The sequence below is a fragment of the Paracoccus sp. J56 genome (genome assembly GCF_019633685.1).
GTDB lineage: Bacteria > Pseudomonadota > Alphaproteobacteria > Rhodobacterales > Rhodobacteraceae > Paracoccus > Paracoccus kondratievae.
The window spans coordinates 1-12,499 of sequence record NZ_JAFL01000030.1 but is presented as its reverse complement, the minus strand read 5'-3'; the positions used below and the strand labels follow the sequence as shown (position 1 = coordinate 12,499).

11 protein-coding genes and 1 rRNA gene are annotated in these 12,499 nt (G+C 63.2%); 9 read left to right on the top strand and 3 right to left on the bottom strand.

The window, feature by feature from the left end:
• Positions 1-45: 45 nt before the first annotated feature.
• Together M511_RS16385 and M511_RS16380 are read right to left on the bottom strand one after the other, a co-directional pair.
• A complete protein-coding gene (locus M511_RS16385; protein WP_010398791.1) occupies positions 46-303 on the bottom strand; it encodes a PepSY domain-containing protein in 258 nt (85 codons plus the stop codon).
• Positions 304-381: 78 nt separating this feature from the next.
• Positions 382-1,056 (bottom strand): DnaA N-terminal domain-containing protein, encoded by a 675-nt coding sequence (locus tag M511_RS16380; RefSeq protein WP_010398788.1) that lies wholly within the window; start codon positions 1,054-1,056, stop codon positions 382-384.
• Between the two features lie 483 nt (positions 1,057-1,539).
• Here M511_RS16380 and M511_RS16375 point away from each other — a divergent pair, with 483 nt between their 5' ends.
• The 3 genes from M511_RS16375 (at position 1,540) to M511_RS16365 (ending at position 5,081) form a co-directional block, all read left to right on the top strand.
• On the top strand, positions 1,540-2,844 hold the full coding sequence (locus M511_RS16375) for an AAA family ATPase (protein WP_010398786.1): 1,305 nt from the start codon (positions 1,540-1,542) through the stop codon (positions 2,842-2,844).
• Entirely contained in the window at positions 2,841-3,950 is a 1,110-nt protein-coding gene (locus M511_RS16370; RefSeq protein ID WP_010398785.1) for a ParB/RepB/Spo0J family partition protein, read from the top strand. Before M511_RS16375 ends, M511_RS16370 begins: the two co-directional genes overlap by 4 nt.
• Positions 3,951-4,097: 147 nt before the next feature.
• Positions 4,098-5,081, top strand: a complete 984-nt coding sequence (locus M511_RS16365) for a Fic family protein (protein ID WP_010398784.1) — start codon at positions 4,098-4,100, stop codon at positions 5,079-5,081.
• Here the strand turns inward: M511_RS16365 and M511_RS16360 are convergent.
• Positions 5,038-6,060 carry an AraC family transcriptional regulator gene (locus M511_RS16360; RefSeq protein ID WP_085502765.1) on the bottom strand — a complete coding sequence of 341 codons (1,023 nt, stop codon included), beginning with the start codon at positions 6,058-6,060 and terminating at the stop codon, positions 5,038-5,040. The genes M511_RS16365 and M511_RS16360 overlap by 44 nt on opposite strands.
• 126 nt (positions 6,061-6,186) lie before the next feature.
• On the opposite strand from M511_RS16360, the gene M511_RS16355 reads away from it, so the two are divergent.
• The 6 genes from M511_RS16355 to M511_RS16330 form a co-directional block, all read left to right on the top strand.
• Positions 6,187-7,854, top strand: coding sequence for an acyl-CoA synthetase (locus M511_RS16355; protein WP_010398782.1), 1,668 nt, complete (start codon positions 6,187-6,189; stop codon positions 7,852-7,854).
• 9 nt (positions 7,855-7,863) lie between these two features.
• Complete coding sequence (locus M511_RS16350; RefSeq protein WP_010398781.1) at positions 7,864-8,631, top strand: SDR family NAD(P)-dependent oxidoreductase; 768 nt, start codon at positions 7,864-7,866, stop codon at positions 8,629-8,631.
• A 12-nt stretch (positions 8,632-8,643) separates the two neighbouring features.
• On the top strand, positions 8,644-9,825 hold the full coding sequence (locus M511_RS16345) for an acetyl-CoA C-acyltransferase (RefSeq protein WP_085502763.1): 1,182 nt from the start codon (positions 8,644-8,646) through the stop codon (positions 9,823-9,825).
• Positions 9,822-10,949, top strand: a complete 1,128-nt coding sequence (locus M511_RS16340) for an acyl-CoA dehydrogenase family protein (protein WP_085502761.1) — start codon at positions 9,822-9,824, stop codon at positions 10,947-10,949. Before M511_RS16345 ends, M511_RS16340 begins: the two co-directional genes overlap by 4 nt.
• 13 nt (positions 10,950-10,962) lie before the next feature.
• Complete coding sequence (locus M511_RS16335) at positions 10,963-11,733, top strand: enoyl-CoA hydratase-related protein (protein ID WP_010398778.1); 771 nt, start codon at positions 10,963-10,965, stop codon at positions 11,731-11,733.
• A gap of 669 nt (positions 11,734-12,402) precedes the next feature.
• Positions 12,403-12,499: ribosomal RNA gene (locus M511_RS16330) — 16S ribosomal RNA — on the top strand; the annotation flags it as partial.

Genomic DNA, 12,499 nt, shown 5'->3' with positions numbered 1-12,499 from the left:
TATATTATCTATTATTCAGACGCAAACAGATCCTGCCCCGTCTTGTCAGTCATCCATCCGCAGTTCGGCAAAGCTTGCCGGATGAAAGACGATCTGGACGCGCTGACCGGTCTCATCCTTGCCATAAACCTCGTAACAACCGTCATCGAGGGTGACATTGTGAACGACCCATCCCTTGGCGGTCAGTGAGGATTTCAGTTCCTCAACCGTTCGCCGTTGCGCAACCGGAACCTTGCAATCCCCATCCGCCATGACCGGAAAGGCCAAGGCAGTCAGCACGGCAGTCATGGCAATGAAACGCATTCTTTACTCCTGCATTTGCGTGGATCGCTGCAGATATAAAGGTGCGAAACTTGCAGCTCGCTTACAGCCGCCCTGCCCTCACGGGCCAATAATGCGAACCCTGGCGATCCGGCCGTTGCAACGCAGGACTGCGGTGCGCAGTCGTTCCAGCAGATGTGTCTGGACATAATTGGCGTGAAACCGTGTCGGCGCAAAAAGCGTCAGGCAACTTTCGGTCAGCTCTGCCTCAATCAGCCCGGCGAACCAGGCATCAAACAACGCCGGGTCCTCTTCGGCCAGCCGTGCACGCGCCTCAGCCCAAAGCCCCTGTGCCGGAACCGGTTCAGGTCGATGCAACGGCACGACATTGCTGGACGGTTCGCTTGGTTTGCCCCCTACCCGTTCGACAAAGTCTGGCCCGATATTCGGCCATTCTCCCCGGGTATCCAGCAAAATACGTTCCAGATTAAGACTCAGGACCGAAACCCGGCCCCGCGCGCCGTGCTGCTTAATTTCGATCCAGCCAAGCGTACGCAGCTTGGCCATCTCTCGTTTGACGGTTCGTTCGTCAACACACCAAAGCCGCGCGATTTCACGCTGACCAATCGTAAGCTCATCTCGTTGCCAGTTATATCTTGTGGTGATCAGGGCCATGAGTCGCAAGATCAGCCGCTGACGATGCTTGTCGCCCGCAAGGCCATGCGCCATCATGGCGGAAAGCAAATCGTATTTCTTGGCCGCGGCCTCTCGACCAACGGCGCGGATCACCTGCATCTCTGCCCCTGCCTCCGGATGTGACCGGCTGCTATTGCCCCTTAGCCCAAAGGTCCCGTCTGACGAAGAGACCCCGACAGCGGCGCCGATCTTGTGCCGATCGAAACGCTTTTCGCCATCTCTGTCGTATTTGCGTCCTGATTTCCGATTCTGTCAAGCGTCTTGCCGTCAGGCCGGTTTCCCGTCCCAATTCCGGAAGGAAAAATCGGTATCATTGGTATTGAGGGACATCCAGGGAGTCACCGAATGGCGCGATATTGTCCCCTATTCAGGCCGCTCTGCCGATCTGACGTCCCCCATTTCCGGCGTTTGCGTTGCCTCCGGACGGGCCTCCGATTCGGTTGGCGATTCGCAGGCGGGGCCTGAAAATTCCCGCATTTCCGCCTTCTTGCCTTATCAATCAAAACTGTTTTTGCCAAAAGTGCAAATCCGGCGTAAAAGCGAAACAGAAGAAAATCTGCGTCCTATAAATACAGGCATCCCATGTATACGCACGAAGACCTCGCCAGGCTGCAGGCACAATCCTTGAAGATGCAGGGCTGGATCCGGCGCCAGACCTTCAGCCCGGCCAATGAAAAGACGCTGCGCCGCTTTTCCAGCTGGGAGGTGGCCGAGCTGATCTTTCGCATCAACCAGTCGACCTTTCGCGGCAAGCTTGCCGCCGAGCCGCACCTTCCCCTCGGGGAAGTTGAGGAGGATGGTCGCCAGCGCTGGTTCTCGCTTGACGAGGTGAACGAACTGCGCCGCCGCATCCGCATCAACCGCAAGTCGCTGATGCCCTGGCGGCCGCAGGGCAAGCGCGCCTTTCGGGCGGCGATTGCCAACTTTAAGGGTGGCGCCGGCAAATCGACCGTGGCGCTGCACTTTGCTCACGCTGCCGCGCTGGACGGCTATCGGGTTCTGGTGGTCGATTTCGACCCGCAGGCAACGCTGAGCCATTCGATGGGTCTGACGGATGTCGGCGAGGATCACACCGTCTGGGGCATCATGGCCCGTGACCTTGAGCGTGAAACCGACCGTATGAATGCGGTGGCTCGCGGGGCTGAGTCGGGAACGGCGCTGCCGCAACGCAAGCTGCCCGCCTCGATCCGTGACATGGGGCTGGGGATGCTGCGCCCGGCAGACTTTATCAAGCCGACCGCATGGTCCACTATTGATATCGTGCCAAGCTGCGCCAACGCCGCCTTTGTCGAGTTCGCCAGCGCCCAGTATCGGCACCTTAATCCGGAATGGACGTTCTTTGGTGCGGTGTCGCGCTTTCTCGACAGTCTCGCGGATGATGCTTACGACCTTATTCTTTTCGATTGTCCGCCGGCGATTGGCTATCAGTCAATGAACGCGGTCTTTGCTGCCGACATGCTTTATATCCCCTCGGGGCCGGGCTATTGGGAGTATGACTCGACCACCAGCTTTATCGGACAGCTATCCGAGGCGCTGGAGGATCTGTCGCATGGTTTCGAAAACTTCCCCACGGGGAAGATCCGGTTGCCGAAAGCCTTTGCCGATATCCGGTTCCTGATGACGCGGTTCGAGCCGTCGAATGAACTGCATCAGGCGATGTATGGCGCGTTCAAGCAGGTGTTCGGCGAGCATATGGCAGAGCATCCGATCGAACTGACGCGCGCGGTCGAGCAGTCCGGCCGTTTCCTGTCCTCGATCTACGAGATCGATTATCGTGAGATGACGCGCGGAACCTGGCGGCGGGCGCGGGCGACCTTTGATCAGGCTTATGAGGAATTCAAATCCCGTCTCGTTGCCGCCTGGGACAAGCTGGAGGGTGAGGCATGAGCCGCAAACGTCGCATGTTCGAAATCGAAATGCCGGAAGAGCCGGCCGAGGCCACGCCCGAAACCTTCCCCGCGGGGAAGGAGGAGCGTGAACAGCGCCGGGGGCCAATGGCCACCGCAATCGCGGAAACCGTTGAATCCAGTAGAGATCGCGCCCGTCTGGAGGCTCAGATCCGCGCCGAAAACGATGCTTTGGCACAGGAACATGTGCGGCTGAAACGCGCCGGTTTGATCACTGATATGATCCCGCTGGACGCGATTGATACCCGGAAACTGATCCGGGACCGCGCGCCGGGACCGGATTATGAGCTGCCCGAATTGGTGGAATCTATCCGTGATATCGGGCTTTCAAACCCGATCAGGGTCGAGCCGGCCGAGGGTGGCCGCTACGAGCTGATCCAGGGTTGGCGGCGGCTGTCGGCCTATCGGCTGTTGCTGGAGGAGACGGGCGATACCGAGAAATGGGGTCGGATTCCGGCCGGAATCGCCGCACGCGGCGATGAGCTTGAGCAGCTTTACCGGCGCATGGTTGATGAAAACATGGTGCGCAAGGACATCTCTTTTGCCGAGATGGCCCAGCTTGCGCTGCATTATGCCATGGACCCGCAGACAGAGGAACATGACCCCGAGAAGGCTGTTGCGATCCTGTTCAAATCGGCAGGCTATCAAAAGCGCAGCTATATCCGCAGCTTTATCCGCCTGATCGAGGCGCTTGGCGAAACGCTGATGTATGCACCCGAAATCCCCCGCGCTTTGGGGTTGGCATTAGCGCAGCGGCTGGACGAAGTGCCGGGCACAGCAGCGGCAATCCGGGCCGAACTGAAGGGCTGGGATACGCGCTCGATCAAGGATGAACTCGACGTTTTGCGCCGCTATGCGGGGCAGGGGGATGACAGCGAAACTGCTGCGGCAAAGCCGCGCAGCGCCACCGCGGCCACTCCGTCGGGCAAGGCGCGCATCAGCTTTCAAATCCAGCGTCCACAGGGCAGCGCGAAGTGCACCGCCTCGAACGGGCGGCTGGAGATCCGCCTGCCACGCGACTTTTCGGCGGTGGACCGGCGCAAGCTTGAGGCGGCGGTGAGATCGCTGCTTGAGGGGCTTGACTGACCTTCCCCACGGGGAAGGTTTCGCCCTGGGGAAGGGGGCGCAGAATAGGGCGGACAGAGGTATCGGAAGGGGGGTAAAACAGCCCTCTTCCAGTGATCCGCAAAATGGGGATATTCTGCGGATAAGGGCTTTTGCAGGTCAGAAAACATGCCATCCGCTTCGGACACAGATTATCACGAAAAACCACCTTTGCACGAGCTTTTTGATGTCGGGGCGTGGTTTTCTGCCGAGAGTGCTCTGGCGGCGGATCTGGCCCGCGCAGCCTTTGCTCTGGGGCGGCTGGAAGGCATGCTGATGGCGATGGAGCCTGAGTTGCGGGCCGGGGCCAATCGGCGTTTGGCGCTGATCGAAGCCGAGGCGATGCTATGGGCGCAGGGCTCTCCGCTACGGCGGGAAGAGATCGGGCGCGATCTGATGGAGGCGCGGGCCGGCGCCGATCTGGAGGCGATGCGGCTGGCGCGCTGGAGCATCCGGCGGCTGGAAGGGCAGGGGGATCCGCGCGACCTGCGCGCATTTCTCGGGCTGCACCGGGCCGAGGTCTCGGGGCTGGATGACCTGCTGGCGGCGCGTCCGACAGGTCATGACTTCGATGCTGCCGCCGCAGAGTTCCGCACACTGGCCGGTGAACTGGCCGATCTGACGCCGGTGGCGCGGGCCCCTGCACTGCGGGTGCTGTGGCGTCTTTGCGATCTTTCCGCGCCCGAGGTGCTGGCCGAGCCCGCGACATGGACGGCGCGGGATATGGCCGAGGGGTGCGAGGGGTTGCGCTTTGTCCCGCTTGGCCGTCATGGGCGCGGGGTCTGGATCGACGGCGGCACCCCGGCCGAGCGGATGGCGCGGCATCTGGCGGCGGTCACTGCGGGGATCGAGGACGCCCGCCATGAGCTGGCGCGGGTCATCGAATGGCAGGCCCGGGCACTGGCGGCGATGGCAGGGGTCAAGGGCGACAATCCGGCCCGGGTGATCCGGGCGCTGGCCGCGCATCCGCTGCTGAGCGCGGCGATGCTTGAGGATAGCGCCGGGATCAGCCGTGACACAGCCGAGCGGATGCTGGCGCGCATGAAATCCCTGGGTCTTGCGCGCGAGATCACAGGCGGGCGGCGGTTCCGGCTGTGGATGCTGGCTGGCTGAGCGCGTCACGGCGAAAGGCGGCGGGTGTCGTTCCAGCGATCTTGAGAAAGGCGCGATGAAAGGCGCTGGGTTCGCCATAACCCAGCCGGGCAGCGATCTCGGCCACGCTCAGGTCAGTGTCGCGCAGAAATTCCCGGGCGCGCATCAGGCGGATCTCGGCCCGGATGGCGGCATAACCCTGACCCTCGCGCCGCAGCCTTCGGCGCAGGGTCGCGGGCGACAGGCGCAGATCGGCGGCGAGCGTGTCAAAATCCGGCCAGTCCCCGGGGGCAAGCGCACGCAGCCTTGCCCGGATGCGTGCCGACAACCCCTGATCGTGGCGATAACGCAAAAGGATATTTGCCGGCGCGCCGCGCAGAAAGCCCGCCAGCGCCTTTTCGCTGCGGATCGTCGGCAGCGACAGGTAGCTTGCCGCAAAGGTCAGCCGGCTGACGGGCCGGTCAAAATGAACCGGAGCGCCGAAGAACTGGTGATAGTCGCGGCGGTTCTCGGGTGCAGGGCAGGCGAAATCGACCTGCATCAGCGGAATGCGGCGACCGATCAGCCAGCACATTACCCCCAGCAGGATCAGCCAATAGGTGCGATAGGCAAAGGCGCGGCGCGGCGGGCCGCTGTCATTGAGCAGGATCTCGGCCTGGCCTTCGCGCAAACGCAGCTCTCCGACCGGGTCGTCAAGCACGACGGCGAGGAATTTCAGCGCCCGGCGTAGCGCGTGCTCAAGCGTTTCGGCGTGCAGCACCGCCTGGCACAGCAGCTGGAAGCTGCCGGGGCGCATCGGGCGGGCGGCCTCGTCAAAGAACTCGTCCTGGATCAGATCGGCGATAGCGAGCCACAGCTTGCCGTATTGCAGGTTCGAGACCGGCTCGCCCGCAGTCCCGATCCCTGCGCGCGCAAGCAGGGGCTGCGGGTCAAGCCCGCGGCGGCGCAGACAGTCCAGCGCGTCCTCGACAAAACCCGGGGTGATCCTGCGCCGTTCCATGTCACCATATTGCAAAACCGATCACCTATTCTGGCCGCCAATGTCATTGTTTGCAATGCGCCTGACGCTAAGCTGACGCCAGACTCAGGAGAGCCGCCACCGGCGGAGAGTTAGAGGAGGAGAGATATGTCTGCGACGACCCTGACCCGGGCGCGTCCCGGTTATCATGATGCTGTGGCGCGGTTCCGGATCGAAGATGCCATGGCCGGGCTGCGTGGCGATCTTGAGACCGGGCTGAATGCCTGTGTCGAATGCTGCGACCGGCATTGTGGCGTGAATCGGGTGGCGCTGCGCTGCCTGTCGGCGGATGAGACGCTGACCGAATACACCTTTGAAGAACTGCGCGACATGTCGGCGCGGGTGGCGAACCTGTTCTCGGACAAGGGTATCCGGCCGGGCGATGTGGTGGCGGGGCTGTTGCCGCGCACCGTCGATCTGGTTGCTGTGGTTCTGGGCGCCTGGCGTCTGGGTGCGGTGTATCAGCCGCTGTTCACCGCCTTTGGTCCCAAGGCAATCGAGCATCGGCTAAAGACCAGCGGCGCCAAGCTGGTGGTGACGAATACCGCCCAACGGCCCAAGCTGGATGAGGTCGAGGATTGCCCCCTGGTCGCCACGGTTCGCGCAGATGAAGAAAAGCTGGCCCCCGAGGACATTGATTTCCGCGATGCGCTGAGCACAGCCTCGGCCGGGTTCGAGCCGGTGATGCGGCGCGGCGAGGATCTGTTCATGATGATGTCCACCTCGGGCACCACCGGCCTGCCGAAAGGGGTGCCGGTGCCGTTGCGGGCTCTGCTGGCCTTTGGCGCCTATATGCGCGATGCGGTCGATCTGCGCGAAGAGGATGTTTTCTGGAACATCGCCGATCCGGGCTGGGCTTACGGGCTTTACTATGCGCTGACCGGGCCGCTGCTTTTGGGTCAGCCGACGATCTTTTACGAGGGCGGTTTCACCGCCGAGACCACCTGTCGCATCATCCGGCGCATGGGCGTGACAAGCCTTGCCGGGTCGCCGACAGCCTATCGGCTGCTGACCGCGGCGGGGCCAGAGGCTGCGGCAGAGATCAAGGGCCAGCTGCGGGTCGTGAGTTCGGCCGGCGAGCCGCTGAACCCCGAAATCATCCGCTGGTTTGCTGAACATCTGTCGGTGCCGATCCACGACCATTACGGCCAGACCGAAATGGGCATGTGCGTGAACAACCATCACGGGCTGGATCATCCCGTGCGCCCCGGTTCGGCCGGGCTGGCGATGCCGGGCTATCGTGTGGTGGTGCTGGATGACGAGGGCAACGAGCTTGGCCCGAACCAGCCGGGCGTGCTGGCGATCGACATGAAGCGTTCGCCCCTGATGTGGTTCTCGGGCTATCTGAACCAGGCGACGCCCGCCCTTGCCGGCGGATATTACCGCACCGGCGATTCCGTCGAGTTCGAGCCGGACGGGTCGATCAGCTTTATCGGACGCTCGGACGATGTCATCACCTCTTCGGGCTATCGCATCGGGCCTTTCGATGTTGAAAGCGCGCTGATCGAACATCCGGCGGTGGTCGAAGCGGCGGTCGTCGGCGTGCCCGACCCCGAACGAACCGAACTGGTCAAGGCGTTTGTTGTTCTGGCCAAGGGCGTCGAGGGGTCCGATGCCCTGAGCGAAGAGCTGGCGCAGCATGTCAAGAAACGCTTGTCGGCCCATGCCTATCCCCGGATGATCGATTTCGTCGAGGATCTGCCCAAGACGCCAAGCGGCAAGATCCAGCGCTTTATCCTGCGCAAGGCTGAAGTCGAGAAACTGGCCCGGAATTAAGGACGCATCATGCAGATCGAGAACAAGGTATTTCTGATCACCGGCGCGGGCTCGGGTCTGGGCGCGGCGGTGGCCCGTATGGCCGTTGCGGCGCGCGCGCGGGCCGTGCTTCTGGACGTGAACGCCGAGGCGGGCGCGGCCATGGCGGCAGAGCTGGGCGAGGCCGTGCGGTTTGTGCGCACCGACGTGACCAGCGCCCCGGACGGCGAGGCCGCGCTGGCGGCGGCGCTTGCGGCTTTTGGCCGTGTGGACGTTGCGGTGAACTGCGCTGGTATCGCGCCGGGTGAAAAGATCGTCGGGCGCGAGGGTCCGCATGCGCTTGATAGCTTTGCCCGTGCCATCCAGATCAACCTGATCGGCACCTTCAACATCCTGCGGCTGGCCGCCGGTGCCATGGCGAAGAATGCGCCGGGCGAGGGGGGTGAGCGCGGCGTGATCGTCAACACCGCCTCGATTGCCGCATTTGACGGGCAGATCGGGCAGGCGGCCTATGCGGCCTCGAAAGGCGGGGTCGCTGCGCTGACCCTGCCGGCGGCGCGGGAACTGGCGCGGCATGGTATCCGGGTCGTGACCATCGCGCCGGGAATCTTTGCCACCCCGATGATGTCCGGTCTGCCGCAGGAGGTGCAGGACAGTCTGGGCGGTACGGTGCCTTTCCCGCCGCGCCTGGGCAATCCGGCCGAATATGCGGCGCTGGTGCGCCATATCGTCGAAAACCAGATGCTGAACGGCGAGGTCATCCGGCTGGATGGCGCGCTGCGCATGGCGCCGAAATAAGGGAGAGACATCATGAGCACCGATCCGATTGTCATCGTTGGTCTGGCCCGCACGCCAATGGGCGGGTTTCAGGGCGATTTCGCCTCGGTCGAGGCGGCGGCGCTGGGCGCGACCGCGATCAGGGCGGCGCTGGGCGGGCTGGACCCGCAGGCGGTGGATGAGATCATCATGGGCTGTGTGCTGCCTGCCGGTCAGGGTCAGGCCCCGGCCCGGCAAGCGGCACTCGGCGCGGGTCTGCCCCTGGGCGCGGGCGCGACGACCGTGAACAAGATGTGCGGCTCGGGCATGAAAGCGGCAATGCTGGCCCATGACCTGATCCTTGCCGGATCGGCCGATGTCGTGGTTGCGGGCGGGATGGAGAGCATGTCGAACGCGCCCTACCTGCTGCCCAAGGCCCGCTCGGGCTATCGCATGGGCCATGGCCAGGTCATGGACCATATGTTTCTGGACGGTCTTGAGGACGCCTATGACAAAGGCCGCCTGATGGGCACCTTTGCCGAGGATTGTGCCGAGGCTTATCAGTTCACGCGTGAGGCGCAGGACGAATTCGCCATCAGCTCGCTGAGGCGGGCGCAGCAGGCAATCTCTGCCGGGCATTTCCGGGCCGAGATCGCGCCGGTCACGGTCAGGACCCGCAGCGGCGAAACCGTGGTCGATACGGATGAACAGCCGGGCAAGGCGCGGCTTGACAAGATCCCTACGCTGAAGCCCGCCTTTCGCAATGGGGGGACGGTGACGGCGGCGAACAGCTCGTCAATCTCGGACGGGGCGGCGGCGCTGGTGCTGATGCGCGCCTCGGAGGCCGGGCGGCGTGGCCTGACACCGCGCGCCCGCATCCTTGGGCACGCGACCTTTGCCGGCAAGCCGAACCTGTTCCCGACCGCGCCGATCGGTGCAATCCGCCGGCTGGCCGAGCGGACCGGGACCGCGCCTGGTGATTACGATCTTTTCGAGATCAATGAGGCTTTTGCCGTGGTTGCCATGGCGGCGATGCGCGACCTGGATCTGCCCCATGACAAGGTGAACGTGCATGGCGGCGCCTGCGCGCTGGGCCATCCGATCGGGGCTTCGGGCGCGCGGGTGCTGGTCACGCTGCTCGCGGCGCTGGAAACGCATGGGCTGGCGCGCGGTATCGCCTCGCTTTGTATCGGCGGCGGTGAAGCGACGGCGGTCGCGATCGAAAGGATGCAATGATGCTGACCGAGGAACAGGAACAGATCCGCGACGCTGCCCGGCAATTCGCGCAAGAGCGGCTGGCCCCCGGCGCGGCGCGGCGCGACCGTGAGCATGCCTTTCCGCGCGCCGAACTGACCGAGATGGGCGAGCTGGGCTTTCTGGGGATGCTGGTGCCCGAGGCGCATGGCGGCTCGGAAACCGGCATGGTCGCCTATGCCCTTGCGCTGGAAGAGATTGCAGCGGCGGACGGGGCATGCTCGACCATCATGTCAGTGCATAGCTCGGTCGGCTGCGTGCCGATCCTGCGCTTTGGCACGGATGATCAAAAGGCGCGCTTTCTGCCCCGGATGGCCAGTGGCGAGTGGATCGGCGGCTTTGCCCTGACCGAGCCTCATGCCGGGTCGGACGCCTCTAACCTGCGCACCAGGGCGCGGCGCGAAGGCGATCATTACGTCATCGACGGGGCCAAGCAGTTCATCACCTCGGGCAAGAACGGCAATGTGGTGATCGTCTTTGCCGTCACCGATCCGGCGGCGGGCAAAAAGGGGATCTCGGCCTTTATCGTGCCGACCGACACGCCGGGCTACGAGGTGGTCTCGGTCGAGCATAAGCTGGGCCAGCATTCCTCGGATACCTGCGCGCTGTCCTTTACCGATATGCGCGTGCCGGCCGAGAATCGTCTGGGCGAAGAGGGCGAGGGCTACCGCATCGCACTGTCGAACCTGGAAGGCGGGCGCATCGGCATCGCCGCTCAGGCGGTTGGAATGGCGCGCGGCGCATATGAGGCGGCGCTGGCCTATGCGCGCGAACGCATCACCTTTGGCCGGCCGATCATCGAGCATCAGGCGATCGCTTTTCGGCTGGCCGATATGGCGACCCAGATCGAGGCGGCCCGGCTGATGGTGCTGCGTGCGGCCAAGCTGCGCGAGGCGGGCAAGCCCTGCCTGACCGAAGCCAGCATGGCCAAGCTTTTCGCCTCGGAAATGGCGGAAAAGGTCTGCTCGGCGGCGATCCAGCTCCATGGCGGTTATGGCTATCTGTCCGACTATCCGGTCGAGCGCATCTATCGCGACGTGCGCGTGACCCAGATCTATGAAGGGACGAGCGAGGTCCAGCGCCTCGTCATCGCCCGTAACCTGTAGCAGAGGTGGGAATATGGCAAAGCTGATCGAGCTGACGCGAGAGGGGCGCGTGGCGCTGATCCGCCTGAACCGGCCCGAGGCGCTGAATGCGCTGAACTCGGCTCTGGCCGAGGAACTGACCGAGGCCGCACAGGCGCTTGATACTGACAGGGGCGTGGGTGCCATCGTCATCACCGGCTCGGAACGCGCCTTTGCGGCAGGGGCCGATATCTCGGAAATGGCCGGCAAGACCGCCGAAGAGATGGTCGAGGCGGATTTCTTTTCGACCTGGGACCGCTTTGCTGCCTTGCGCACGCCCAAGATCGCGGCGGTGAATGGCTATGCCCTGGGCGGCGGCTGCGAGTTGATGATGATGTGCGATTTCGCCATTGCCGGAGAGGGCGCCAAATTCGGTCAGCCCGAGGTCAAGCTGGGTGTCATCGCCGGCATGGGCGGCACGCAGCGCATGACCAAACTGATCGGGCGGTCATTGTCGATGGACCTGCACCTGACCGGGCGGCTGATGGATGCGGCCGAGGCCCTGCGTGCCGGGCTGGTTGCGCGGGTGGTCCCTGACGATCAGGTGCTGCCCGAGGCGATGGCGGCGGCCGCCCAGGTCGCCGGTTATTCCCGTCCAGCGACCAGGCTGGCGCGCGAGGCGGTGATGCGGGCCGAGGAACTGTCGCTTGGCGAAGGTGTCGCGTGGGAGCGGCGCCTGTTCCATCGCCTGTTCGGCACTTCCGATCAGAAAGAGGGCATGCGCGCCTTTCTTGAAAAGCGCAAACCGGACTTTCACCGCGACTGACCTGTCCACACAAACGGACCAACGCCCCGCCTTTCGATATTCCGAGAGGCGGGGCTTTGCTTTTTGATTCCCTTTCACGGGGTGATTCCATGGCGATTCTGCGAGGGTCGGCTGGACCTGCCGGGGAATCATCGACGCGATTCCCTGAACACCCCCAGGGTTTCTGTCAGTCCGGCACCGCCCGGCCGGTTCCGGCCGCGGCAAAGACACCAATTTCCCCTATATTTTTCAGTTAGTTATTCAGATTTTCTATTTTTGTGTCAAAATTGGTCTTGCGGGTTTTTTTTGTGGGGTCTAGATAGCCGCTCACCGAGACGACGGAACGGTCTGACCGGGACGGAACGCGGAGCTGAGAGGCTCGGTTCTGGGGAAAATCAGGAAATGAACGACCGGATGGGCGTCGCTGATAGTGGCGCATCTTCCGTGATTTTGTTTCCTCTGCTTTTTGACATTATTGGATATCTGAAGGGATATGCGGGCGGTCTGGTCGTTCAGTCGACGGATGACTTGCATATCGGCCTGGTAGGGGATTTCCCCGATGATCCAGGTGTCAGCTTCACTGTTTGTCGGTTCACGCGAGTGAATAGACAGGCAGAGATGATCCTTCCTTTACTGGAAGGACAGATGTGCAAGGTCTTTCTGTCAGGGATACGCGCTTTTTGCGCGTTTCAACTTGAGAGTTTGATCCTGGCTCAGAACGAACGCTGGCGGCAGGCCTAACACATGCAAGTCGAGCGAGGACTTCGGTCCTAGCGGCGGACGGGTG